The sequence below is a fragment of the Lysobacter sp. GX 14042 genome, assembly GCF_021390425.1.
GTDB lineage: Bacteria > Pseudomonadota > Gammaproteobacteria > Xanthomonadales > Xanthomonadaceae > Novilysobacter.
Genome location: NZ_JAJUWY010000013.1, coordinates 15,588 through 40,203, shown reverse-complemented (window position 1 = coordinate 40,203; position 24,616 = coordinate 15,588). Strand labels below are relative to the sequence as shown.

The window sequence follows — 24,616 nt, the reverse complement described above, 5'->3', positions numbered from 1 at the left end:
AATGGGAGCCACCCAGGCATGAAAAAGGCCGGCGTATGCCGGCCTTCTCCTTTGCGACCTGCCGCTCCCGATCGCCTGCGACGCGGCCCCGGACGGGCTTCAGATGACCTGCGGTGGTTGCCCGCCCACGATCACGACATCGGCCGGCCGCCGGGCGAACAGGCCGACGCTGACCACGCCGGGGATCTGGTTGAGCGTGCGCTCCAGTGCGACCGGGTCGGTGATCGCCAGTCCATGGACATCGAGAATGTAGTTGCCGTTATCGGTGACCAGCCCCTTGCCGTCGTCCACCTGACGCCAGACCGGCTGCCCCGCGGTCATCGCGATGATCTCGCGTGCCACCAGGCTGCGCGCCATGGGGATGACTTCCACCGGAAGCGGGAAGCGCCCGAGTACGTCCACCTGCTTGGACGCGTCGATGATGCATACGAACTGCGTGCTGGCCTCGGCGATGATCTTCTCGCGGGTCAGGGCCGCGCCACCACCCTTGATCAGCCGCCGCTGTGGATCGCATTCGTCGGCGCCGTCCACGTAAAGCGCCAACGGGCCTGCGGCGTTGAGATCGACGACCTCGATTCCGCGTTCGCGCAGCAGGCGGGTGCTCTGCTCCGAGCTCGAGATCGCGCCCTTGATCCTGTCCCCGATCCGGCCCAGCGCGTCGATGAAGTACGCGACCGTGGAACCGGTGCCGACGCCGATGACACTGCCGTCCTTGACGTACTCGATGGCCTTTTCGGCGGCCTGCCGCTTGGCTTCGGACATGGATTTACTCGAGGGAGAGCAGGTAGTCATACTGGGCGGCGGACACCGGGAACACCGACAGCCGGTTGCCCTTGCGCACCAGGGCGAACTCCTCGCCCAGTGCTTCGGCGTGCTGCTTGATCTCTTCCAGCGGGATCACCCGTTTGAGCTTGCGCTCGAAGGCGACGTCCACCAGGAACCAGCGCGGCGCCTCGGGCGACGCCTTCGGGTCGTGGTACTTGGACTTCGGGTTGAACTGCGACGCGTCGGGATAGGAACCACTGGCCACCGTCGCGATCCCGGCGATGCCGGGCACCTTGGTGTTGGAGTGGTAGAACAGGATCCGGTCGCCGACCTGCATGCCGTCGCGCATGAAATTGCGCGCCTGGTAGTTGCGTACGCCATCCCAGGGCTCGGTGCCGGCACGCTCGAGGTCGTCGATGGAAAAGGCGTCCGGCTCGGACTTCATCAGCCAGTGGCGGCGGGTCTTGCGCTTCATCATCACTCGCGGAACAGGTGGGTGGAGGCCTCGGTGCAGACCGCGTCCAGGCCGACGTCCCAGTCGGCGACCGGCACCCGCTCGACCTGCTGGAGCCCGAAGGCGGCGCCGACCAGCCACGGCGGCGCGGGGCGCTCCCGACGGAATGCGAAGCTGCGATCGTACCAGCCTCCCCCCATGCCGAGCCGGTCGCCGGCGGCGTCGAAGCCCACCAGCGGCACCACCACCAGCGACATCGCGTCGGCGGGCAGCGCCGATTCGGGTTCCAGTGCGGGTTCGGGTATCCCGTAGCGGTTGGTGACCAGGGCATCGCCGGGGCGCCAAGGCGCGAAGCGCAGCAGGTCCCCGTGCAGCACCGGCAGGCAGTAGATGCAGCCCGGCGGCAGCCGCAGCTGCCAGGCGTGCAGCCCGATCTCGCCGTCCATCGCCCAATATCCGGCCACGTAGCCGCTCACAGGGGCGAAGGGCAGGTCCAGCAGGTGGGCGGCGACCTGCTCGGCGCCGGCGATCCGTTGCGGAGCCGGGAGGCCGCGGCGGGCCTCGCGTAGTCCGGTCCGCATCAGCCGGCAGCGGTCGGTGCGCGATTGCGTCATCTGGTGGCCCCGGAAGGTGCGCGGTGCTGAAAAGCAGACGGCGGCACCGGCCAGGGGCCCGTACCGCCGCTACGTATGCTGAGGTCCTCCGCCGATGGCGATGCGTACGAACGACCTTGAACCCAGGGTTCAAGTGGGAACGCGTTGGTGCCGTCGGGCTTTCCGCTGCGGGGCGGACTTGCGCGCCTGGCTGCCACTGCGTCCCCGAGGTCGCTGTTAAGGGACAAGGCGAATGTTGCGTACGCCGTCGTCCACAGCAGAGGACTTGGGACGCAGTATACCCGGGCCGGCTGCGGGTGCCAGTGAGGCGTGCCGCGGCGGTCGGCCGGGATTCAAGGACCGGTGTTCAGCGCTCGCTGGCGGCCAGCGCCGAATCGAGCAACTGCTGCATGCGCTCGAGGGTGCGCCCGAGCTCACGCTCGTGCCTGCCCTGCTGTTCGCGTGACTGCTGGACCTCGTGGGCGAAGTTGAGCGCGGCCAGCACCGCCACCCGGTCCAGTGCCGCCATGCGGTTGTTGCCGCGGATCTCCCGCATCCGCGCGTCGAGCAGGCGCGCAGCCGCCAGCAGGCCTTCCTGCTCGTCGGGCGCGCAGCCCACGGTGTACTCGCGATCGAGCAGGCGGACGCTCACCGGGATGGTAGTGCTCACGTGTTCTGCTCCAACGACTTCAGCCGGGCGATCATCGCCTCGACACGGGTCCGCGCCTGTTCGTTCTTGGCCAGCAGGCTGGCCCGCTCGGCGGTCAGGCCTTCGTGCTGCTGGCGAAGGCTGCGGTTCTCGTCGTGTAGGCGCCGGTTGCGCTCGGTGAGCTGCTCTACGCGGGCGAGCAGGGACTGCATCTGTTCGAGCAGCGCGGAAGGTTCCATCGCGGCACGATAGCAGAGGCGCAAGACCGGTCAAGCGGCCCCGGGCGCCAGGCCCGGCGCGGTTGCTAGACTGCCTGCTTTCCCCCTGAGGATGCTGTTCGTGGCCCACGATCCCACCCCGGAACTCCCCGGCCTTGCCGATGTCCAGGCGGCGCTCGACGCGCTGCAGGCCGGCGCGTCCGCACCCGAGGTCCATGGCGGCCTGTGCGGCTGGCTCGCCGGCGGCGGCGCGGCCGTCCCGGAATGGCCGGCCCGGGTGCTGGCCGACGCGAACCTGCCCACCCCGGAGCCCGGAAGCGTCCTCGACCGGCTGCGCGTGGCCAGCCAGGCGCAGCTGGAGGACCGCGGCTTCGACTTCAGCCTGCTGTTGCCCGATGCCGGCGAACCCCTGGTGGAGCGCAGCGGGGCACTGTTCGACTGGTGTCGCGGGATGCTGGGTGGCTTCGGGCTCGCCGCGGGCGCCAATCCACCGTTGTCGGAGGAGGCTGTCGAGGCGCTCGGCGATCTCGGCAAGCTGGCGCAGGCGCAGGCCCAGGAGGAGGGCGACGAGGAGGACGAGCAGGCACTGGCGGAGATCGAGGAGTACATCCGCGTCGCCACCCTGCTGCTGCACGGCGACTGCGTGCTCGCCGTGCGCCACCGCAAGAGCCTGAACTGATGGCCGCGCAGCTGAAGATGCCGGCTGCCGCCTACGCGCGCCGGCGCAGGCAGCTGATGCGCATGGCCGGTGACGAGGCGATCGTGGTAGTGCCGGCGGCGCCGGAGCGGGTGCGCAGCCGCGATACCCATTATCCGTACCGCCAGGACTCCGACCTGCTGTACCTGACCGGCTTCCCGGAGCCGGAGGCGGTTCTGGTGCTGATTCCCGGCCGCATGCACGGCGAGACGGTGCTGTTCTGCCGCGAGCGCGATCCCGCGCGCGAGGCCTGGGACGGTCCGCGGGTCGGGCCGGAGGGTGCGGGCGAGGCCTACGGCGTCGACGACGCCTATCCGATCGACGACCTGGACGAGATCCTGCCCGGCCTGCTGGAAGGGCGCCGGCGGGTCTACTACCACTTCGGCCGCGACGTCGAGTTCGACCTCAAGCTGATCGGCTGGGTCAACCGCGTGCGGGCGATGATGAAGATGGGCAACCGCCCGCCGCACGAGTTCCTGGAGCTCGGCCACCTGCTCGATGAGCAGCGCCTGTTCAAGGACCGCGACGAACTGCGCTTCATGCGCCGGGCGGCGAAGATCAGCGTCGAGGCCCATGCCGCGGCGATGCGTGCGGTCCGCCCGGGGATGCACGAGCACGAGCTGCAGGCCGAGCTGGAGTATGCGTTCCGCCGCCACGGCGCCGAGCCCGCCTATGCCAGCATCGTCGGTGCCGGCGCCAACGGCTGCGTCCTGCACTACGTGGCCAACAATGCCCCGATCGGCGATTCGGACCTGGTGCTGGTCGACGCCGGCGCCGAGTACCGCGGCTATGCCGCCGACATCACCCGCACCTTCCCGGCCAGCGGCCGGTACACGAAGGAGCAGCGCGCCCTGCATGACCTGGTGCATGGGGCCCAACGCCAGTCGCTGGCCAGGTCGATGCCCGGCAACCCCTATGCCGAAGTCCACCAGGCCGCGGTGGAGACATTGACCGAGGGCCTGCTGCGCCTGGGGCTGCTGAAGGGAAAGCTGGAGCAGCGCCTGGCCGACGAAAGCTGCCGGCGCTTCTACCCGCACAAGACCGGACACTGGATCGGCCTGGACGTGCACGACGTGGGCGATTACCGCATCGATGGCGAGTCACGCCTGATCGAGCCGGGCATGGTGTTCACCATCGAGCCCGGCCTGTATGTCCGCCCCGACGACACCTCGGTGGCGGCGAAATGGCGTGGCATCGGCATCCGCATCGAGGATGACGTGCTGGTTACCCGCGACGGCCACGAGGTGCTGACCGAAGGCCTGGCCCGCAGCGCGGAGGAGACCGAGGCGTTCATGGCCGGCCACCGTTAGCCCGGCGGTGCGGCCGCACCGTTGCCGGTGCGGCCATGTCGCGATGTTCCGGCGCGGCTCAGTCCAGCGCCGCGAAACCCTCGCGGGTGAGGTTGACCGGCTCGCCATCGGTGCAGACCACCTCATCCTCGATCCGGATGCCGCCGTACGGCCGCAGTGCGTCCACCCGGTCCCAGTCGACCGCGCCGGCATGTTCGCCTTCGGCCAGCTCCTTCATCAGCAGTTCGGCGAAGTAGATGCCCGGCTCGATGGTCACCACCGCGCCCGGTTCCAGGGTGCGGGTCAGGCGCAGGTAGGGATGGCCGGCCGGGGGTTCGACCCGCCCGCCGTCCTCGGATGCCAGGAAGCCGCCCACGTCGTGCACCTGCAGGCCGATGTAGTGGCCGATGCCGTGGGGGAAGAACTTCGCGCTGACTCCGGTCTCGACCATCGACTCCGGGCTCATGTCGACGACCCGCGCCTGGTTGAGGATGGTGGCCATCTCCAGGTGCGCGTACAGGTGGATGTCGGCGTAGTCGGTCCCGGCGCGGACCTTGTCGCAGATGCGCTGCTCGGCGGCGTCGACCGCATCGACCAGGCCCTGGAATTCGCTGTCGCGGTCGAAGGCGTAGCTGCGGGTGATGTCGCAGGCGTAGCCGTCGTGACTGGCGCCGGCGTCGATCAGGAAGCTGTGCAGCTCGCGCGGCGGCATCCGGTCGCGCTCGGTGTAGTGCAGCACCGCGCCATGCTCGTTGAGCGCGACGATGTTGCCGTAGGGCAGGTCGTTGGCGTCCTGGCGGGCCGCCTGGCAGTACGCCAGGTGGATGCCGAACTCGCTGGCACCGGCGCGGAAGGCGCGCTCGGCGGCGCGGTGGGCGCGCACGCCGTGCGCGGTGGCCCGGCGGATCATGGCGATCTCGTACGGGGTCTTGACCGCCCGGTGGTATTCGAGGTGGTTGATCACCGCCGCCGGATTGTTGGGGACGTAATCGCCGACCGTGCTCAGCGGTTCGCCGAGGATCGCGCAGCGCGCCGGGTCCGCCGGCAGGTGCCGCAGGGCCTCCTCGGGGGTACGGATCACCACCACGTCGAAGTGCTCGACCCAGTAGCCCGACGGTGCATCCGGGACCACGTGCCAGTAGTCGAAGGGCTGCAGGTAGATGATCTTCGGGCGCTCGCCCGGGGTGTGGACAAGCCAGCTGCCCGGGTTGCGCACCAGTGGTGCCCAGGCCTTGAACTGCGGGTTGACCGCGTACGGATAGTCGCGGTCGTCGAACAGCTGGTAGTGCAGGGTCCCGCTGGGCACCACCAGATGGTCGAAGCCGCCACGTTCAAGGGCGCGGTCGGCCAGCGCCTGCATGTGCGCGACGTGGGCCGGGTAGGTTGACGCAAGGTCCTGGAGGGCCATGGTGATCCTCGTGGTGGGGGTGTGGTCGATTGTCGCCCCGCGGCGGCCCCGGCGTCAGGGGCCGGAGGACATGGTCAGCGCCGGCCCATCCAGTCCAGCAGCGCCTTGCGTTGCGAGGACGGCAGGTGGATGAAGTGCAGGCCGGCCCAGGCGCGGCCGGGGACCTGGTCCGGATCCAGCCACAGCAGGTGCGCGCCGACCTCGACCGGATGGGGCGGCTGCCCCTGGGCGGCCAGGTCGAAGCGCAGCTGGTACAGCGCATCGGCGCGCAGGGGGGCGGTGGCCAGCAGCAGCATGCCGCTCTCGGAGATGTTGCCGATCCGGCCGACCACCTGGCCGGTCATGCTGTCGACCACGTCGATCCGCGTGTCCACCTCGAGGCGCGGCTTGTGGCGGCGGCTGTCGATGCTGTCCTGGGAGCTCATCACATGGATCCTGGATTGCCGGCCGGCGCGGTGTCGGCGGAGGCTGGCGACACCAGCTGGTCGATCATCCCGCGCCAGGCCTGGTCGAGCAGCTCGTCGGGCGTCTCGCCCAGCAACCGGGCCTTGCCGGCCGCCACCAGGCGGGCAAGGCCGCGCAGCGTGGTGACCGGCGGTTCCGACGGGGGATGACCGCGGACCCCGAGCAGCAGCACGCGTTCGCTGTCCTCGCCGTGCCACGCCAGGCGCAGGCGCACCACTCCGCCGGGACTGTTGGGCGAATCGAATTCGATCCACTGGCCGGCAGGCACCGACTGCAGCCGCGCCAGCCACTGGCGCTCGCCGGCATGGGCCCGCTCCGCCCCGCGTTCGGCGGGATCGGGAGCCAGGGCATCGCCACCGCCCAGCCGGCTGCGATCCTTCATGCCGATGACCAGCTCGGTACGCGACGCCGGGTCCTCGTCGGGGTCGGCCTGGCCAGTCAGGTGGCCGGCGATGGCGGCGGCGGGGTCTGGGTGGTAGCCGACCAGGCCCAGGGCCTGCCGGGCGCGTTCGGCGTGCGCCGGCTCGGCCGGCGTCCCCCCACGGATCGCCTCGGCGATGGCGGCGGTCGTCGCGATGTGCTCGTGCCAGGTCGCCGAAGCGGTCCCGTGGCGCAGTGCCACCATCGCCAGCGCATCGGTCCAGGCGTGCTCGAGCAGGGTGCGCAGGAACCGCGCCGGCTCGTGGCCGGCAAGGGCCCAGTCGATCGCCGCCTCGGCGTGGCGGCGTGCCGAAAGCAGGCGTTCGCGGCCCCGTGCGGCCTCGACGTGGCGGCGCTCGGCGATCTCGGCACGGCGCAGGGACGCCTGCAGCGGCTCCTCCAGGGCGGCGTTCGCGCGCTCGAACACCTCCGCGTCGTGCGGATACTGCAGCGACAGCGAGCGCACCACCTCCTGCAGGCGCTGCAGCAACTGCGGATCCAGGCTGTCGGCGCCGTGGTGGCCGGCACCGGCCTCGGCCACGGTCGCCAGCAACCTGCGGGCGGGGTCGGAAGCCCGCACCAGGAAGCCGAGGTCGCGCATGGCCAGCCGGAGCAGCGGCAGTTGCAACCCGGCCAGCACATCGTGCATCCGCGGGTCGGTGTGTTCCTGCAGGCCGGTGTACAGCCGGGCGAACAGGGCGAGCGAGTCGGCGTCCTCCTCGCCCAGGGTCGAATTGCTGCCCAGCCGGCGTGCCTGCTCGTGCACCGCCTGCCGCAGCTCGGCGGTCGAGCGCAGCGCTCCCGGGCCGACCTGCAGCGCGGCGAGCACGTTGTCCAGCTCCATCGCACCCAGCGCCGGGGCCCGCGGTGCATCGCCGGTTCCCGACAACCGCTTGAGCAGCTGGCGGCGCTCGGCCAGCCACTGGCGCATCTGCGCAAGGCGCTGGGCCTCGTTGAGTCCGGCCGGGCGTGGCGTGCCCGGCGCGGCATCGATCCCCGGGGTGCCTCCGGTGGTTCCGGCCGTCTCGTCGGCCACGCCGCCGCCCGGCTCGCTGCCCGTGGCGCCCGCGTCACCGCCGGTTCCCGCGCTTGCCCTGTCCCCGTCGGCAACCCGCCGGGAACCGGGCGGCCGGTTGGCCGGGCGCGGCCGCAGCGGGACGAAACTCAGCCCCGGCAGCACGCCGGCGCGATCCAGGACCGCGTTCATCGCCTCGGCAAGCGGGGCGTAGCGGCTCACCGCCTCGCGGTCGAAGGCGCGCAGCAGGACCTTGCGCGCATCCTCGTCCAGTCCGAGCTCGTCGACCGCGCGCATGAACATGGACGCCAGCCCGTGGGCGCCCACCGGCAGCGCGGTGGCGGTGAACGCCGGCGCCGCCGCCAGCACGCCGAAACGCTGGCCGAGCAGCAGCAACGGCAGGCCGGCGCGCGACTCCTGGCGGCGGCCCAGTTCGGCGAGCATGGCCGCCTCGTCCGGGCCGGTGTCCTCGACCAGCCGCATGTCCTCGGCGCGGGTGACCACCTGCGGGGTGGCGGGCCGTTCCGGCGCGACCGGCTGCTCGCGGATCGACTCCAGCGCGGCGCGCAGCTCGGCCAGCAGGCGCGGAAACAGCCGGTAGCGGTTGTTGACCAGCCGTTGCAGGTTGCCCAGCCAGTGCGCCTGCAGCAGCGGGGCGTTGGAGCGCTCGCTCAGCTCGAACAGGTCGCGGTGCGCGGCATCCAGCGCGTCATCGACGCTGCGCGAGAGCTCGCGCGACAGCAGCGCCTGCACCGCCTCGATCGCGTTGCGGACGCGCGGTGGCAGCGGGGCAGGCTTGGAGGCGGGCGGGGAGTTCGGGGGCATCAACTGGGAATGGGCGGTCAACTGCACACAGATCGGCGGCTTACGCGGAAACTTCAGGCTCACCGTCCCCGGGGGCCGCGAGGAACAGCGATATCACGTCATTGGTGAACCGCCGACCAAGCTCGGTGGGGCGCACGTGCCCGTCCTCCAGCTCCAGCCAGCCACGCGCGCGGGCCGCCGCCAGCTGCGGCCGGATGTGGTCGCGCGACAGACCGGTGCGATGCTCGAAGCTGGCCAGCGCGAAACCCTCCACCAGCCGCAGCGCGTTGAGCATGAATTCGAACGCGCGCTGGGCCGGCTCCACCCACTCGTCGCCGCCGAGCCCGCCCGGCGTGCCGGCGGCCTCCATGTAGCGCGTGGGCTGTTTGTGCTTCCAGCGCCGCAGCACGCTGCCGTTGTGGCCGAAGGTGATCTTGCCGTGGGCGCCGGCGCCGATGCCCAGGTAATCGCCGTGGCGCCAGTAATTGAGGTTGTGCGCGCACTGCCGCCCGGGCCGCGCATAGGCACTCACCTCGTACTGCGTGTAGCCGGCGTCGGCGAGCAATGCCTGGCAGCGCTCCTGGATGTCCCAGGCGAGGTCCTCGTCGGGGATCCCGGCCGGCGGGCGCGCCGCGAACAGGGTGTTGGGCTCCAGGGTGAGCTGGTAATGGCTGATGTGGGCGGGCTCCAGGGTGATCGCACGCTCCAGGTCGCGTTCGGCCATGGCCAGGTCCTGGCCGGGCAGTGCGTACATCAGGTCCAGGTTGAAGTTGTCGAAGCCCGCCTCGCGGGCGAGCCTGACCGCGGCTTCCGCCTCGCGGCTGTCGTGGATGCGCCCGAGCCGCTGCAGGCAGCCATCGTCGAAGCTCTGGATGCCGAAGCTCAGCCGGTTGACCCCGGCCGCCAGGTAGCCGTCGAAGCGGCCATGCTCCGCGGTGCCCGGGTTCGCCTCCAGGGTGACCTCGCAGCCCGGCGCGAAGCGCAGCCGGGCGCTGGCGCCCTGCAGGAATCGGTCGACCAGCTCCGGCGGCATCAGGCTGGGCGTGCCGCCACCGAAGAACACCGTCTGCACGGTGCGGCCCCAGACCATCGGCAGGTCCTGGTCCAGGTCGGCCAGCAGGGCGTCGACGTAGGCCGCGAACGGCGGCTCGCCACGCACCCCGTGCGAGTTGAAGTCGCAGTACGGGCACTTGCGCACGCACCACGGCACGTGGACATACAGCGACAACGGCGGCGGCGACGCGATCATGCCGCGCCGTCCGCAAGCTGCAACGGCCAGGCGTGCTGCGCCCTCATTCCGCCCCCAGCCGCTGCCGCAACACCTGCAAGGCCTGCCCCCGGTGGCTGATGCGGTTCTTGCGCCCGGGCTCCAGCTCGGCCGCGGTCAGGCCGGTCTGCGGATCCAGGAACACCGGGTCGTAGCCGAACCCGCCGGCGCCCCGCGGCGCCTCGAGGATCCGCCCGCGCCATTCGCCCGAGGCGACCAGCGGGCGCGGATCCCGCGCATGGCGCAGCAGGACCAGGGTGCAGTGGAAGTACGCGCCACGCGCCGGCCCGGGCAAGCCGTCCAGCGCGCCGAGCAGCTTGTCGATGTTGCGCGACGGGTCGGCCGGCTCGCCGGCATAGCGCGCCGAATACAGGCCGGGCGCGCCGTCGAGGGCGTCCACGCACAGGCCGGAGTCGTCGGCCAGCGCGGGCAGGCCGGTCACCTGCGCGGCGTGGCGTGCCTTGAGCAGCGCGTTCTCGACGAAGCTCAGGCCGGTCTCGGGAATGTCGTCCACCCCCAGCTCGCCCTGGGCGACGAACTCCACCCCGGCCTCGCCCAGCAGGCGGTTGAACTCGGCGAGCTTGCCGGCATTGCCACTGGCAACCACGATTCGATTCATCGACACACCCGCGTCGGAGCGGCTCGGCCGCGATAGGGAGGGCGGGACTGCAGGCCGCGGCCGGGGCCGCTCCCTACATCGCCAGGGCCTGGCGCTGGATCTCGACCAACCGGGCGATACCCTGCTCGGCGAGCGCGGTCATGGCGTCCAGTTCCCCGCGGCGGAAGGCATGGCCCTCGGCGGTGCCCTGCAGCTCGATGAAACCGCCGCCATCGTTCATCACCACGTTCATGTCGGTGTCGCAGTCGCAGTCCTCGGGATAGTCCAGGTCGAGCACCGGGACCCCGCGGTAGATGCCCACCGACACCGCGGCCACCGCGCCGACGACCGCCGGACGCCCGGCGCGCGACTTGACCTCGCCACGGCGCACCAGCACGTCGATCGCGTCCACCAGGGCCACGTAGGCGCCGGTGATCGCCGCGGTGCGGGTGCCGCCGTCGGCCTGGATGACGTCGCAGTCCAGGGTGATGGTGCGCTCGCCCAGCGCCTTGCGGTCGACGCAGGCGCGCAGGCTGCGGCCGATCAGGCGCTGGATCTCCAGCGTGCGCCCGCCCTGCTTGCCGCGGGCCGCCTCGCGGTCGCTGCGGGTGTGGGTGGCGCGCGGCAGCATGCCGTATTCGGCGGTCACCCAGCCCTCGCCCTTGCCGCGCAGCCATGGGCCGACGCGGTTGTCGATGCTGGCGGTGCACAGCACCCGGGTATCGCCGAAGCTGACCAGCACCGAGCCCTCGGCGTGGCGGGTGAAGTGGCGCTCGATGGTGACCGGCCGCAGCTCGTCCGGGGCGCGGCCGCTGGGCCGGGTGAAGCCTTCGGGGAGCACTGCTGCCATGCCACGATTACCGGAAAGGGGGCCGGCGAGTTTACCATTCGGTCCCTGTCCGCTCTGGAACTGCGCATGATCCGCAGCATGACCGCCTTCGCCAGCGGCGAACGCGACACCCGCTGGGGCACGCTCGGCTGCGAGCTGCGCTCGGTCAACCACCGTTTCCTGGAAACCGGGATGCGGGTGCACGAGGACCTGCGCGCGCTCGAGCCGTTGCTGCGCGAGCGGATCGCCGCGCGGGTCAAGCGCGGCAAGCTCGACCTGAGCCTGCGCCTGCGCGCGCCCGAACAGCAGCACGGACTGCAGGTCGACGAGGCGCGGGTCGCCGACCTGGCGGCGGTCGCCACGCGGCTGGGCGCGGCCTTCCCGGGCATGCGGGTGGAGTTCACCCAGCTGTTGCAGTTCCCCGGGGTGCTGCGTACCGCCGCGGTCGATTCCGACGCGCTCAAGGCCGAGGTGCTGGCTTTGCTGGACGAGGTGCTCGACGGCTTCCTCGAGGCCCGGGCGCGCGAGGGCGGGCGGCTGGCGGCGGCGATCATCGAACGGGTGGACGGCATCGAGCGCATCGCCGGCGAGGTCCGGCAGATGCTGCCGGCGATCCGCGAGGGCCAGCGGCAGAAGCTGCAGCAGCGCCTGGCCGAGCTCGCCCAGCCCGCCGACCCGGGGCGGCTGGAGCAGGAACTGGTGCTTTCGCTGCAGAAGCTCGATGTCGACGAGGAGCTGGACCGGCTGGAGGCCCACGTCGCCGAGGCCCGCCGGGTGCTCGGCCTGGACGAGGCGGTGGGCCGGCGGCTGGACTTCCTGCTGCAGGAGTTCAACCGCGAGGCCAACACCCTGGGCTCGAAGTCGGTCGACACCCGCAGCTCCAACGCCGCGGTCGAGCTGAAGGTGCTGATCGACCAGATCCGCGAACAGGTGCAGAACCTGGAATGAGCATGCGCGGCACCCTCTTCATCGTTTCCGCCCCGTCCGGGGCCGGCAAGTCGAGCCTGGTCAACGCGGTGCTCGCGCGCGACCCGGAGATCCGCCTGTCGGTCTCCTTCACCTCCCGCGCCCCGCGCCCGGGCGAGCGCCACGCCGAGCACTACCACTTCGTCGACGAGCCGGAGTTCGAGCGCATGGTGGCGGCCGGCGACTTCTTCGAGCACGCCCGCGTCCACGGCGACTGGAAGGGCACCGCCCGGCAGTCGGTGGAGCCGCAGCTGGCGGCCGGCAAGGACGTGCTGCTGGAGATCGACTGGCAGGGCGCCCGCCAGGTCCGGGAGAAGGTGCCCGGGGCGATCAGCGTGTTCATCCTCCCGCCCTCGCGCGCCGCGCTGGAGCAGCGCATGCGCAACCGCGGCCAGGACAGCGAGCAGGTCATCGCCCGCCGGCTGGCCGCCGCCCGCGAGGAGATGTCGCACTACGCCGAGTTCGATTTCGTCGTCGTCAACGAGGAGTTCCCGGTTGCCGTCGACGAGCTGTGCTCGATCTTCACCGCCAGCCGCCTGCGGCGCCAGGCGCAGGTGGCGCGGCACGGGCCGCTGATCGCAAGCCTGCTCGCAGCTGACCGGTAAGCCCTTGACGTCAAAGGCGAACTTGATGGACGGGTGCGCGGCACGATAGACTCCCGTCCCCCGTTTACCCCCATGACGGCACACGCCGCCAGGAGCCCCATGGCCCGCATTACCGTAGAAGACTGCCTGCAGGTGGTCGACAACCGCTTCGAACTCGTGATGATGGCCGCCAAGCGCGCGCGCCAGCTGGCCAATGGCGTCGATCCGCAGCTGGAAAACCACGAGTCCGACGACAAGCCCACCGTGCTGGCCCTGCGCGAGATTGCCGCCCGCGCCATCGACACCGACTACATCGACGCGGTCGAGAAGTCCGAGCGCGAGCGCCGGGAGCGCGAGGCCATGGAATGGGCCGCCGCCGAGCTGGTGGCCGACGAGGACATCAAGGGCGAGGACTGAGTCCGGCGCGGCGCCTGCCGCACCCCCTGTTGCCTCGACGACCCCGCCCCGTGCGGGGTCGTCGCGTTATGGCGCGTTGCGCGCCGCGGTGGCCGGCGCCAAGATGCCTGCATGCTTCCGCTCGAGTCCGGCCCCGCCTGTCCATCCGCGTCCGATGCCGCGGCGCTGCCGCAGTACCTGCGCGATTTCGAGCAGGCCGCCGCCTACCTGGGGCCCGAGCAACTGGCATTGCTCCGGCGTGCCTGGGCGGTGGGCTCGGCGGCCCACGCCGGGCAGACCCGCAAGTCCGGCGAGCCGTACATCACCCATCCGGTCGCGGTCGCGCAGGTCCTGGCCGAGCAGCACCTGGACGTGGAGACCCTGCTGGCGGCGATCCTCCACGACACCATCGAGGACACCCCGCTGACCCGCGAGGCGATCGCCGCGGAATTCGGCGAAACCGTCGCCGAGCTGGTCGACGGGGTCACCAAGCTCGACAAACTGCAGTTCCGCGACCGCCAGGAGGCGACCGCCGAGAGCTTCCGCAAGATGCTGCTGGCGATGTCGCGCGACCTGCGGGTGATCCTGATCAAGCTCGCCGACCGGCTGCACAACATGCGCACCCTGGGGGCGCAGTCGCCGGAGGCGCGCAAGCGCATCGCCCGCGAGACGCTGGAGATCTACGCGCCGATCGCCCAGCGCCTGGGCATGAGCCTGGTCAAGGCCGAGCTCCAGGACCTGGGCTTCCGCCAGCTGCATCCGTGGCGCCACGCGGTGATCGAGAAGCGCATCCGCGCCCAGCCGCTGCTGCGCCGCGAGCTGCTGGTGAAGATCGAGGCCACCCTGGCCCAGCAGCTGGCCAAGGAGAAGCTCGAGCACCGGGTCATCAGCCGGGTCAAGTCGCCGTGGAGCGTCTATACCAAGATGCGCTCGGAGAACAAGAGCTTCACCCAGGTGATGGACGTGTTCGGCTTCCGCGTCATCCTGCCGCGGGTGGCCAACTGCTACCACGCGCTGGGGGTGGTCCATGCCACCTACAAGCCGCTGGATGCGCGCTTCCGCGACTTCATCGCCATCCCCAAGGCCAACGGCTACCAGTCGCTGCACACCGTGCTGTTCGGTCCCGACGGCAGTCCGATCGAGGTCCAGCTGCGCACCGCGGAGATGGACCTGGTGGCCGAGAAGGGCATCGCCGCGCACTGGTCGTACAAGGACGGCAGCGCGGGCCCCAACAGTGCCCAGAGCCGGGCCTACAACTGGATCAGCGGCCTGCTGGAGGCGCAGACCGCGGCCGGCTCGCCGCTGGAGTTCCTGGAAAACGTCAAGGTCGACCTGTTCCCCGACGAGGTCTACCTGTTCTCGCCCAAGGGCGACATCCTGGCGTTGCCGCGCAACTCCACCGCGCTGGACTTCGCCTATGCGGTGCATACCGACGTCGGCAACCAGGCGGTCGCCGCGCGGGTGAACGGCAAGCTGGTGCCGCTGCGCACCGCCCCGGCCAACGGCGAGCGGGTGGAGATCATCACCGCGCGCTCCTCGGTGCCCAAGCCGCAATGGCTGGAGTTCGTCGTCACCGGCAAGGCCCGCACCGCGATCCGCCAGCAGCTCAAGCTGCTCGGCCACGAGGACGCGGTGCAGCTGGGCCACCGCATGCTCGACCGCGCGCTGGAGACCCTGGACAGCTCGGTGGAGCGGGTGCCGCAGCCGCGCATCGACGCCTACCTGCTGGAGAACCGCTACCCCCGGCTGGAGGCGCTGCTGGCCGACATCGCGCTGGGCAACCGGATGCCTGGCCAGGTCGCGCTCGCGCTGGCCGGCGAGCCCGGGCGCGAGATGTCCGGCAGGGGCGGGACCATCCCGGCGCTGGCCCACGACCGGATCATGATCACCGGCACCGAGCGCGGGGTGATCAGCTTCGCCAACTGCTGCCTGCCGGTGCCCGGCGACGAGGTCATGGGCTTCCATACCTCCGGGCGCGGGGTGGTGGTGCACCGGCTGGACTGCCCGAACATCGCCGACTACCGCAAGTCGCCCGAGCGCTGGGTGGCGGTGGGCTGGGACCGCAAGGTCGTCGGCGACTTCGCCGCCGCGCTGCGGATCGAGGTCGACAACCGGCCCGGGGCGCTGGCGCGGGTGGCGGCGGCGGTCGCCGAGGCCGAGTCCAACATCGACCGGGTGGAGTACCTGGAGCGCGACATCAACGTGGCGGTGCTGCGCTTCGGCATCGAGGTGCGCGACCGCCGGCACATCGCCAACGTGATCCGCAGGGTGCGCCGGCTGCAGGTGGTGCTGGGCGTGCAGCGGATCTGAGCCGCCGCCCTACAATGTCGCGTCCCCACCTCCTGGAGCGCGCATGAACCGCACCCCGATCAACACCGACCAGGCACCCGCCGCCATCGGCCCGTACTCGCAGGCCGTGATGATGGGCCAGACCGTCTACCTGTCCGGCCAGATCCCGCTGGATCCCGCCACCGGCGGGATCGTCGCCGGCGACGTGGCCGCCCAGGCGCGCCGCTCCTTCGACAACCTCAAGGCGGTGTGCGAGGCCGCCGGGGGTTCGCTCGACCAGGTCGCCCGCCTGGGCCTGTACCTGACCGACCTGGGCGAGTTCGCCAAGGTCAACGAGGTCATGGCCGAGTACTTCCAGGCTCCGTACCCGGCGCGCTCCACCATCGAGGTCTCCGGCCTGCCCAAGGGCGCGGCCTTCGAGGTCGACGCCGTCCTGGTCCTTGGCTAGACGCGCTGCCCGGCCCGCGCCGGCGCTGGCCGCGGTTGGCGACACCCCGCTGGCCGTGCTGCCCGGCTGCGGGCCGAAACTGGCGGAAAAGCTCGCCGCGCGCGGGCTGACCACCCTGCAGGGCCTGTGGCTGCAGCTGCCACGGCAGTACGAGGACCGCACCCGGCTCGTCCCGATCGGCCTGCTGCGCCCCGGCGAGACCGTCCAGGTCGAGGGGCGGGTGCAGGCGGTCCAGCGCGGCTTCCGCTACCGGCCGGTGCTCAAGGTGGCGATCGCCGACGATTCGCGCGGGACCCTGGTGCTGCGCTTCTTCCACTTCCGCTCCGCCCAAGTGAACCAGTTCCGGGTCGGGACGCGGGTGCGCGCCTATGGCACCGCACGTCCGGGGCAGGCCGGCCTGGAGATCGTCCATCCCAGCTACCGGGTGCTCGAGGACGACGGCAGCGAAGGCCTGGGCGAGAGCCTGGATCCGGTCTACCCGGCGGTCGAGGGCATCGGCCCGGTGTCCCTGCGGCGCTTCATCGCCGCCGCCCTGGACCGGCTTCCGGGCGACGACGAGCTGGAACTGCTGCCGGCACCGCTGCGCGCGGGGATGCCGTCACTGCGCGAGGCATTGCTGACCGTGCACCGCCCGCCGCGCGAGGCGGACCTGGGGGCGCTGCTGGCCGGGACCCACCCGGCGCAGCGGCGGCTGGCGCTGGAGGAGTTGCTGGCCCACAACATCAGCCTGCGGCGCCAGCGCATCGCCCGCCAGGCGCATGCCGCCCCGGTCCTGGGCCAGCCGTCACTGGCGCTGGCCCTGCGCGATTCACTGCCGTTCCCGCTGACCGGCGCCCAGCAGCGGGTGTTCGACGAGCTGCGCGCGGACCTCTCGCGTCCGTTGCCGATGCTGCGGCTGGTGCAGGGCGACGTCGGCTCGGGCAAGACCGTGGTCGCGGCAATGGCTGCCCTGATGGCGGTGGCCGACGGCCGCCAGGCGGCGCTGATGGCGCCCACCGAGTTGCTGGCCGAACAGCACATGGCCAGCCTGTCGGCCTGGCTGGAACCGCTCGGCGTGCGCCTGGCCTGGCTCGCCGGCAAGGTCACCGGCCGGGCCCGGGCGGCGGTGCTTGGGCGCATCGCCTCGGGCGAGGCCCAGGTGGTCGTCGGCACCCACGCGCTGATGCAGGAAGGCGTGGAGTTCGCCAGCCTGGCGCTGGCGATCGTCGACGAGCAGCACCGCTTCGGGGTGCACCAGCGCCTGGCGCTGCGCGACAAGGGCGCGGCCGGCGGCGACAGCGTGCCGCACCAGCTGGTGATGACGGCGACCCCGATCCCGCGCACCCTGGCCATGTCCGCCTACGCCGACCTGGACGTTTCGGTGATCGACGAGCTGCCACCGGGACGTACCCCGGTGCGCACCGTCGCGCTGGCGCAGTCGCGCCGGCCCGAACTGGTCGAGCGCATCCGTGGCGCCTGCGCCCAGGGGCGCCAGGCCTACTGGGTATGCACCCTGATCGACGAGCCGGAAGAGGGAGAGGGCCCGGCGGCGGCGATGAAAATCGAAGCGCAGGCCGCGCAGACCACCTTCGAGCAGCTTTCCACGCAACTGCCGCAGCTGCGGATCGGCCTGGTGCACGGACGGATGAAGCCGGGCGAGAAGCAGTCGGTGATGGCGCAGTTCAAGGCCGGGCGGATCGACCTGCTGGTCGCCACCACGGTCATCGAGGTCGGGGTCGACGTGCCCAACGCCTCGTTGATGATCATCGAGAATGCCGAGCGGCTCGGGCTGGCACAGCTGCACCAGCTGCGCGGCCGGGTCGGGCGGGGCAGCGAGGAATCCTCCTGCGTACTGCTCTACCGGGCGCCGCTGTCGCAGACCGCGCGGCTGCGGCTGGAGACCCTGCGCGAAAGCAACGACGGCTTCCTGATCGCCGAGCGCGACCTGGAACTGCGTGGCCCGGGCGAGGTGCTGGGCACCCGCCAGACCGGCCTGGCCGAGTTCCGCCTGGCCGACCTCGCCCGCGATGCCGACCTGCTGCCACGGGTGCAGCAACTGGCCGATGCGCTGCTGGAGCAGGACCCCGCGGCCGCCGACCGGATCGTCGCGCGCTGGATCGGCGGCGCTGTCCGCTTCGCCGCCGCCTGAGGCCCCCGCTTGGCCGGCCGCGCCGACGGTGCCAGACTGCCCGGCCCGTTGCAGATCGAAGAAACGATGACCGGAACCGCTGCCGCCCCTGTCCCGCTGCTGATCGACACCGACCCCGGCGTGGACGACGCCCTGGCCCTGCTGATGGCCTTCAACGATCCCGCGCACCGGGTGGTGGGGCTGAGCATCGCGGCCGGCAACGTCGGCCTGGCGCACACGGTGCGCAACGCGCTGAAGCTGTGCGAAGTGGCGGGCCGCGACGACATCCCGGTGTTCCCCGGCTGCGCGGGCCCCCTGGTGCATCCGTGCGAGGACGCGGCCGAGGTGCATGGCGCCGATGGCTTCGGTGACATCGGCTACGCGCCGGCGGAGCGCGAGGCCAGCAGCGAGCATGCCGCGCTGGCGATCCTGCGCCTGTCGCACGAGCACGCCGGCAGGCTGCTGCTGGTCGCCCTGGGACCGCTGACCAACCTGGCGCTGGCGCTGCGCCTGGATCCCACCCTGCCGGCCCGGGTCGCCCGGCTGGTGGTGATGGGCGGCGCGGTGACCGGGCACGGCAACCTGAGCGCGGCGGCCGAGTTCAACGTCGGCTTCGACCCGGAGGCGGCCAAGGTGGTGTTCGAGGCGTTCGAGCGCATCGAGCTGGCGGACTGGGAAGCCACGCTCGCCCATGGCCTGCACCACGACCGGGTACTGGAGTGGCTGGATGCCGACAGCCCGCGCGCGCGCTTCTACCGCGAGATCTCGGAGCGTACCCGCGAATGGTCGGTCGACCGGCGTGGCGACCACTGGCATTCGGCCGATGCGCTGGCGATGGCCCTGGCGCTGCAGCCCGATGGCGTGCTGGAATCGGTGCGCCGTCCCCTGCGGGTGGAGACCGAGGGGCGGCACGCACGCGGCGCGACCGTGGTCGACTGGCGCGGCCCGGAAGGCGAGGGCGTGGACATCATGCTGGGCTACGACCAGGACCGGTTCGAGTCCCTGGTCCGGGCGGCGCTGGCCGCCGGCTGAAGCGGGCGTACCTGTTGCTTGCACGCGGGCGGGCACTGGCCCATACTGTCCAGCTTCCCTCCAGATCCACAGCGTGAGTTGCCACATGAAAGCCGGCATCCATCCCGAATACAGCGAAGTCGTGTTCCAGGACGTGACCACCGACTTTCAGTTCCTGACCCGTTCCACGCTCGCCTCCGGCAAGAAGAAGGAGATGATCAAGTGGGAGGACGGCAACGAGTACCCGCTGGTCAAGGTCGACATCTCCTCGGCCTCGCACCCGTTCTACACCGGCAAGCACAAGATCATGGACACCGCCGGTCGCGTGGACCGCTTCCGCAAGCGCTACGCCAAGTAATCGCCGCGCCGGGGCTGGTGCCCCGCCCGCGCCACGACGGCCGCCCAAGGGCGGCCGTCGTCGTTTCCGGGACGTCGAACCGGCGGCGAAACGTTCCGTCCGGTCCGTGGCCCACCGACCATGCGCCGGGGCATGTGCGATAATCGCCGGCATCGCCTCCCCGCGACCGGGGCGCGCGATCCCCGTCCCCCCATGCCCCGCCGGCACCGCCGCGAGGGCACCCTGACATGAGGAGTGCTTCGTGTCCGACACCACTTCGGCCGGCCACGCGTCGGCAAACCAGGCCAGCGTCAGCGTTGCTGGCTCCAGCGTCGAGCTGGGCATCGCCACGCCCGTCCTGGGCGCGCCGTGCATCGAGATCGGCAAGCTGCCCAGGGCCACCGGCCACTTCACCTACGACCCCGGCTTCACCGCCACCGCCAGCTGCAAGTCGTCCATCACCTACATCGATGGCGAGGAAGGCGTGCTGCTGTACCGCGGTTACCCGATCGAACAGCTGGCCGAGAAGTCCAGCTTCCTCGAGGTCGCCTACCTGCTGATGAACGGCGAGCTGCCCAGCCGCGAGCAGTTCGCCGGCTTCGAGCACGAGGTGACCCACCACACGATGCTGCACGAGGCCTACAAGAGCTTCCTCGGCGGCTTCCGCCACGACGCGCATCCGATGGCGATGCTGGTCGGCATGCTCGGCTCGATGTCGGGCTTCTACCACAACGACCTGGACCTGAATGATCCGGAGCAGCGACGGCTGGCCGCGGTGCGCCTGATCGCCAAGGTGCCGACCATCGCGGCGGCCTGCTACCGCCACTCGATCGGCTGGCCGCTGCGCTACCCGCGCAACAACCTCGACTACACCACGCGCTTCCTGCACATGCTGTACGAGGTGCCGACCGAGCCGCTGGAGCTCAACCCGGTCGCGGCCAAGGCGATGGACCTGCTGTTCATCCTGCACGCCGACCACGAGCAGAACGCCTCCACCTCGACCGTCCGCCTGGTCGGTTCGACCGGTGCCAACCCGTACGTGTGCGTCGCCTCCGGCGTCGCCGCCCTGTGGGGGCCGGCGCACGGCGGCGCCAACGAGGCGGTGCTGAAGATGCTCAACGAGATCGGCCGCCCGGAGAACGTCTCCTCGGCGATCGACAAGGCCAAGGACCGCGATTCGGGCTTCCGCCTGATGGGCTTCGGCCACCGCGTCTACAAGAACTACGACCCGCGCGCGGCGCTGGTGCGCAAGATGACCCACGAGGTGCTGGGCCAGCTGGGCGTGTCCGACCCGCTGCTGGACGTGGCGATGAAGCTCGAAGAGGCCGCGCTGAAGGACGAGTACTTCGTCGAGCGCAAGCTCTACCCGAACGTCGATTTCTACTCGGGCATCATCTACAAGGCCCTGGGCATCCCGGTCGAGATGTTCACCGTGATGTTCGCCCTGGCGCGTACCGCCGGCTGGGTCAGCCACTGGCTGGAGCAGCAGGAGGATCCGGAAAACAAGATCGGCCGCCCGCGGCAGGTCTACACCGGTGCCCCGCAGCGCGACTACGTGGGGATCGACCAGCGCTGAGGCGCCTTCCCCATCTACGAGAACGCCCCGCATCGCGGGGCGTTTTTGTATGCGGCACTCCGGATGCCCTCCGGGTCAACCGTCCCCGCCCAGCAACTCCCGCAGCCGCCCGGCCGAAGCCCGCTGCATCGGCTTGTCGTCCACCGGCGACAGCGGGGCCTGGCGCAGCACCGCCGGTGGCAGCACCAGCAGTTCAAAGCCGATGCCGTCGGCTTCCAGATGCCAGGCGGGAACCCGCGCGCGGCGTTCGCCGTCCAGCCGCACCATGCGCTCCCCGGGCGAGGCGGGGATGCCGTGCTGGTCGAGGAAGCGCGGCACCGCGTCCGGATCCTCGCTGTGCAGGTGCAGGCTGACCGGGGTCGAGGCATCGCCCGTTCCCTCCAGCACCGGACCCACCAGCCTTGGCTGGAAGGGGACGAGGAACTCCATCGCAGCCAGTGCGGCGCGGCGGCTGGCGCGCAACGCCTCGCCGGCGTCCGGATGGAACAGGCGCCGGTATTCCAGCAGGGCCTGCTCGACATCGGTGTTGTGCGGTAGCGAGGCCTCGTCGCGGAAGCCGAGCCGGCGGGCGGCCTTCAGCTTGGCCTGAGTGTAGTCACCCAGGCCGCCCTCGGCGAGCATGCGCGCGGCTTCCTGGGCCACCCGCAGGCGGCGCTGTTCCAGCCGCGGGTTGCGGGACATGGCGAGCTCCTCCCGCACGGGTCCTGCCGTGCGCCGGAGTCCACGCTAGCACGCTCAGAAGATGTCGAAGACCTCTTCGGTGGGGACCGATTCATCGGCCTCCCAGTCCGACCAGCCCTGCATCCGCTCCAGGTCTTCGGCCTTCACCCACTCGGTGATGCCGCCGCTGCCTTCGGGCAGCAGCCGCCCGTTGGCGGCCACCGAAACCTGGATCATGCCGTCGGGCGGCGTGTCGTCGGTCAGCGGCCGGCCGTCCAGTGCCTCGCGCATGAACTCGATCCAGACCGGCAGTGCGGAGCGGCCGCCGTACTCGCGGTAGCCGAGCGAGGTGAAATCGTCGCGGCCCACCCAGACGGTGGTCACCAGCCCGCCGCCGAAGCCTGAGAACCAGGCATCGCGGTGCTCGTTGGTCGAGCCGGTCTTGCCACCCACGTCCTCGCGTTCCAGCGACAGTGCCTGCCGCCCGGTGCCGCGCTTGACCACGTCCTTGAGCATGGAATGCATCTGCCAGGCCACCCGCGGGTCGATCGCGCGCGGGGCCAGTTCGGCGCCGGCGGGTAGCGTCTGGACCTCCCGGGCCGGGGCCTCGTCGCCTGCCGCTGGTGCGGGTGGCGGCGGGGCGCTGGGGCCGAAGTTGAAGCCGCCGACGGTGTCGTCCGCTTGTTGCACCACTGCGCTGCCGGCCGCGCCGGCGCAGTGGCGGCAGGCGATCGCCGGCTGCTCCTCGAAGATCACCACGCCATCGCGGTCACGGACCTCGCCGATCAGCCACGGCTCGATCCGGAAGCCGCCGTTGGCGAACGAGGCATACCCGCGTGCCACCGACAGCGGGGTCAGCGACGCGGTGCCCAGCGACATCGACAGGTTCGGCGGCAGGCTTTCCTTGTCGAAGCCGAAGTGGCTGACATAGTTGCGCACGTACTCGATGCCGATCGCCTGCAGCAGGCGCACCGAGACCAGATTGCGCGAGCGCACCAGGGCATCGCGCAGGCGCATCGGACCGATGAACTTGCCGTCGTCGTTCTGCGGTCGCCAGACGTTGCCGGCGCGGTCCTGGAACACCACCGGGGCGTCGAGCACGACCGAGGCCGGATTGAAGCCTTTCTCCAGCGCGGCGGCGTACAGGAACGGCTTGTAGCTCGAACCAGGCTGGCGCCTGGCCTGGGTGGCGCGGTTGAACTTGCTGCCGGCGAAGCTGAAGCCGCCGTTGATCGCACGCAGCGCGCCGGTGTCGGCCTCCATCGACACCAGTGCGGTCTGGGCCCGCGGGATCTGGGTCAGGCGATAGCGCGGGTCCGCGTCATCGCCTTCTTCCCCGCCGGCTTCGCTGTCGCGGTACACGCGGACCAGGTCGCCGCGGGCCAGCAGCGCGGCCGGGCTCTTGCCACCCCAGCCGTCGTCGCGGCCCAGCTCGATCTCGCGCCCGCTGGGCAGCACCACCGTGGCCGTGCCGTTGCCGGTCGCCAGCACGATCGACGGGACCATGTCGACCTGGGTCGGGATGCCGCGCAGGCGCGTACGGACTTCCTCCGCATCCTCGTCGGCGCCGAGCTCGAATTGCTGCTCGACCCCGTGCCAGCCGTGGCGCCGGTCGTAGGTCACCAGCCCGTCGCGCACCGCCTGGTTCGCCGCGCGCTGCATGCCGGCGTCGATGGTGGTGGTGACGCGGTAGCCGCGGGTCAGGGCCTCGGCGCCATAGCGCTCGACCATCTGCTGGCGGACCATCTCCGCCACGTAGGGCGCGTAGAGCTGGATCGGCGGCTCGTGCGGGCTGGCATGCATCGCCACCGCCTGGGCGGCGTCGCGCTCGGCCGGGCTGATGAAGCCCAGCGTCGCCATGCGCTGGAGAATGTAGTCGCGACGGACCTTGGAACGTGCCGGGTTGCTCAGCGGGTTGGCGCTGGACGGGAACTTGGGCGTGCCGGCCAGCGCGGCCATCTCGTCCAGGTCGAGCTCGGCCAGCGTCTTGCCGTAATAGAACTCCGCCGCCGCGCCGATCCCGTAGGCGCGATTGCCGAAGAAGCTGTTGTTGAGGTAGAGCTCGAGGATCTCGTCCTTGCTCAGCTCGCGCTCCATCCGCAGCGCCAGCACCATCTCGGCGGCCTTGCGGGTGTAGCTGTACTCGGCGCTGAGGAAGAACTGCCGGGCGACCTGCTGGGTGATGGTCGAGCCGCCGGGCACGCGCTCGCCGTCGGTGGTCGCCAGCAGCCAGACCGCCCGCGCCACGCCGCGGAAGTCGACGCCATGGTGCTCGTAGAAGCCCGAGTCCTCGATCGCGATGAAGGCCTGCTTGAAGCGCTCGGGGACCTCCTCGATGGAGACCGGGTAGCGGCGCATCTCGCCGAACACCGCGATCAGCGAGCCGTCCGAGGCGTGCACGTACATCGGCTCCTGCAGCTCGACGTCGCGCAGGGTTTCCACGTCCGGCAGGTCGCGGGCGATGCGGGCGTACAGCATGCCGGCCACGACGGCGCCGACCAGCACCAGCGTTGCGAAGCCCAGCAGGGTCCAGCGGAGGATTCGGCGGAGTCGGGGCGACATCGGCGTCCGGAAGGCAGGGTCGGGCGGGGCAGTATAGAGGAGGGGCAAAGCCCGCCTCGTGGCCGCGTGCGCCGGCGCCCGCCGCCCAGTGGCAGAAAGGTGCGCTGGTGGGCAGTTACTGGTTGAAAGGGTTGCGGGGAAGTGAAAAGTCCGTTATCTAAGACGCCGGCCACAAGAGGTGCGACACGCACTCCGTGGCAATGGGGGAA

24 protein-coding genes and 1 other RNA gene are annotated in these 24,616 nt (G+C 71.1%); 11 read left to right on the top strand and 14 right to left on the bottom strand.

From position 1 onward, the window contains the following. Positions 1–99 precede the first annotated feature (99 nt). The 6 genes from rpiA to LY625_RS12850 all read right to left on the bottom strand — a co-directional run bounded on the left by rpiA (position 100) and on the right by LY625_RS12850 (position 2,700). A complete protein-coding gene (rpiA, locus tag LY625_RS12875; RefSeq protein WP_233740712.1) occupies positions 100–762 on the bottom strand; it encodes a ribose-5-phosphate isomerase RpiA in 663 nt (220 codons plus the stop codon). Positions 763–766: 4 nt separating this feature from the next. Further along, positions 767–1,243: an EVE domain-containing protein gene (locus LY625_RS12870; RefSeq protein WP_233740711.1), complete on the bottom strand. Its 477-nt coding sequence runs from the start codon at positions 1,241–1,243 to the stop codon at positions 767–769. Further along, positions 1,243–1,833 carry a 5-formyltetrahydrofolate cyclo-ligase gene (locus LY625_RS12865; RefSeq protein WP_233740710.1) on the bottom strand — a complete coding sequence of 197 codons (591 nt, stop codon included), beginning with the start codon at positions 1,831–1,833 and terminating at the stop codon, positions 1,243–1,245. The genes LY625_RS12870 and LY625_RS12865 overlap by 1 nt, the downstream gene beginning before the upstream one ends. Before the next feature lie 81 nt (positions 1,834–1,914). Then, positions 1,915–2,099: non-coding RNA, 6S RNA (gene ssrS, locus LY625_RS12860), on the bottom strand. 80 nt (positions 2,100–2,179) lie between these two features. Further along, positions 2,180–2,482 (bottom strand): cell division protein ZapA, encoded by a 303-nt coding sequence (locus tag LY625_RS12855; RefSeq protein ID WP_233740709.1) that lies wholly within the window; start codon positions 2,480–2,482, stop codon positions 2,180–2,182. Then, the gene (locus LY625_RS12850) at positions 2,479–2,700 is read right to left on the bottom strand and encodes a TIGR02449 family protein (RefSeq protein ID WP_233740708.1); all 222 of its coding nucleotides are present in this window, start codon (positions 2,698–2,700) and stop codon (positions 2,479–2,481) included. The genes LY625_RS12855 and LY625_RS12850 overlap by 4 nt, the downstream gene beginning before the upstream one ends. 100 nt (positions 2,701–2,800) lie before the next feature. On the opposite strand from LY625_RS12850, the gene LY625_RS12845 reads away from it, so the two are divergent. Continuing rightward, a complete protein-coding gene (locus LY625_RS12845; RefSeq protein WP_343223496.1) occupies positions 2,801–3,358 on the top strand; it encodes a UPF0149 family protein in 558 nt (185 codons plus the stop codon). Continuing rightward, complete coding sequence (locus LY625_RS12840) at positions 3,358–4,686, top strand: aminopeptidase P N-terminal domain-containing protein (protein WP_233740707.1); 1,329 nt, start codon at positions 3,358–3,360, stop codon at positions 4,684–4,686. The genes LY625_RS12845 and LY625_RS12840 overlap by 1 nt, the downstream gene beginning before the upstream one ends. Before the next feature lie 58 nt (positions 4,687–4,744). Here LY625_RS12840 and pepQ read toward each other — a convergent pair whose 3' ends face one another. The 6 genes from pepQ to rph all read right to left on the bottom strand — a co-directional run bounded on the left by pepQ (position 4,745) and on the right by rph (position 11,492). Continuing rightward, positions 4,745–6,073, bottom strand: coding sequence for a Xaa-Pro dipeptidase (gene pepQ / locus LY625_RS12835; protein ID WP_233740706.1), 1,329 nt, complete (start codon positions 6,071–6,073; stop codon positions 4,745–4,747). Positions 6,074–6,147: 74 nt separating this feature from the next. Further along, positions 6,148–6,498, bottom strand: a complete 351-nt coding sequence (locus LY625_RS12830) for a PilZ domain-containing protein (RefSeq protein WP_233740705.1) — start codon at positions 6,496–6,498, stop codon at positions 6,148–6,150. Beyond that, positions 6,498–8,798 carry a DUF1631 family protein gene (locus LY625_RS12825; protein WP_233740704.1) on the bottom strand — a complete coding sequence of 767 codons (2,301 nt, stop codon included), beginning with the start codon at positions 8,796–8,798 and terminating at the stop codon, positions 6,498–6,500. Before LY625_RS12825 ends, LY625_RS12830 begins: the two co-directional genes overlap by 1 nt. A gap of 40 nt (positions 8,799–8,838) precedes the next feature. Then, on the bottom strand, positions 8,839–10,026 hold the full coding sequence (gene hemW / locus LY625_RS12820) for a radical SAM family heme chaperone HemW (RefSeq protein ID WP_233740703.1): 1,188 nt from the start codon (positions 10,024–10,026) through the stop codon (positions 8,839–8,841). Between the two features lie 43 nt (positions 10,027–10,069). Then, entirely contained in the window at positions 10,070–10,663 is a 594-nt protein-coding gene (rdgB, locus tag LY625_RS12815) for an RdgB/HAM1 family non-canonical purine NTP pyrophosphatase (RefSeq protein WP_233740702.1), read from the bottom strand. Between the two features lie 73 nt (positions 10,664–10,736). Further along, complete coding sequence (gene rph, locus LY625_RS12810; protein WP_233740701.1) at positions 10,737–11,492, bottom strand: ribonuclease PH; 756 nt, start codon at positions 11,490–11,492, stop codon at positions 10,737–10,739. Between the two features lie 66 nt (positions 11,493–11,558). On the opposite strand from rph, the gene LY625_RS12805 reads away from it, so the two are divergent. The 9 genes from LY625_RS12805 (at position 11,559) to LY625_RS12765 (ending at position 21,185) form a co-directional block, all read left to right on the top strand. Continuing rightward, entirely contained in the window at positions 11,559–12,419 is an 861-nt protein-coding gene (locus tag LY625_RS12805; RefSeq protein WP_233740700.1) for a YicC/YloC family endoribonuclease, read from the top strand. A gap of 2 nt (positions 12,420–12,421) precedes the next feature. After that, on the top strand, positions 12,422–13,042 hold the full coding sequence (gene gmk, locus LY625_RS12800) for a guanylate kinase (protein ID WP_233740699.1): 621 nt from the start codon (positions 12,422–12,424) through the stop codon (positions 13,040–13,042). Positions 13,043–13,141: 99 nt separating this feature from the next. Then, a complete protein-coding gene (gene rpoZ, locus LY625_RS12795) occupies positions 13,142–13,438 on the top strand; it encodes a DNA-directed RNA polymerase subunit omega (protein ID WP_233740698.1) in 297 nt (98 codons plus the stop codon). Positions 13,439–13,549: 111 nt separating this feature from the next. Next, on the top strand, positions 13,550–15,727 hold the full coding sequence (locus LY625_RS12790; protein WP_233740697.1) for a bifunctional (p)ppGpp synthetase/guanosine-3',5'-bis(diphosphate) 3'-pyrophosphohydrolase: 2,178 nt from the start codon (positions 13,550–13,552) through the stop codon (positions 15,725–15,727). Positions 15,728–15,770: 43 nt separating this feature from the next. Beyond that, the gene (locus LY625_RS12785; RefSeq protein ID WP_233740696.1) at positions 15,771–16,154 is read left to right on the top strand and encodes a RidA family protein; all 384 of its coding nucleotides are present in this window, start codon (positions 15,771–15,773) and stop codon (positions 16,152–16,154) included. Beyond that, a complete protein-coding gene (gene recG / locus LY625_RS12780) occupies positions 16,147–18,282 on the top strand; it encodes an ATP-dependent DNA helicase RecG (RefSeq protein ID WP_233740695.1) in 2,136 nt (711 codons plus the stop codon). Before LY625_RS12785 ends, recG begins: the two co-directional genes overlap by 8 nt. A 66-nt stretch (positions 18,283–18,348) precedes the next feature. Then, complete coding sequence (locus LY625_RS12775) at positions 18,349–19,293, top strand: nucleoside hydrolase (RefSeq protein WP_233740694.1); 945 nt, start codon at positions 18,349–18,351, stop codon at positions 19,291–19,293. Positions 19,294–19,378: 85 nt separating this feature from the next. Then, positions 19,379–19,630 (top strand): type B 50S ribosomal protein L31, encoded by a 252-nt coding sequence (locus LY625_RS12770; protein ID WP_233740693.1) that lies wholly within the window; start codon positions 19,379–19,381, stop codon positions 19,628–19,630. A gap of 241 nt (positions 19,631–19,871) precedes the next feature. Then, positions 19,872–21,185, top strand: coding sequence for a citrate synthase (locus LY625_RS12765; RefSeq protein ID WP_343223494.1), 1,314 nt, complete (start codon positions 19,872–19,874; stop codon positions 21,183–21,185). Between the two features lie 75 nt (positions 21,186–21,260). Here the strand turns inward: LY625_RS12765 and LY625_RS12760 are convergent, their stop codons facing one another. Both LY625_RS12760 and LY625_RS12755 read right to left on the bottom strand, forming a co-directional pair. Then, positions 21,261–21,866 (bottom strand): hypothetical protein, encoded by a 606-nt coding sequence (locus tag LY625_RS12760; RefSeq protein WP_233740692.1) that lies wholly within the window; start codon positions 21,864–21,866, stop codon positions 21,261–21,263. Positions 21,867–21,920: 54 nt separating this feature from the next. Further along, positions 21,921–24,407 (bottom strand): penicillin-binding protein 1A, encoded by a 2,487-nt coding sequence (locus tag LY625_RS12755; protein WP_233740691.1) that lies wholly within the window; start codon positions 24,405–24,407, stop codon positions 21,921–21,923. Positions 24,408–24,616: the final 209 nt, after the last annotated feature.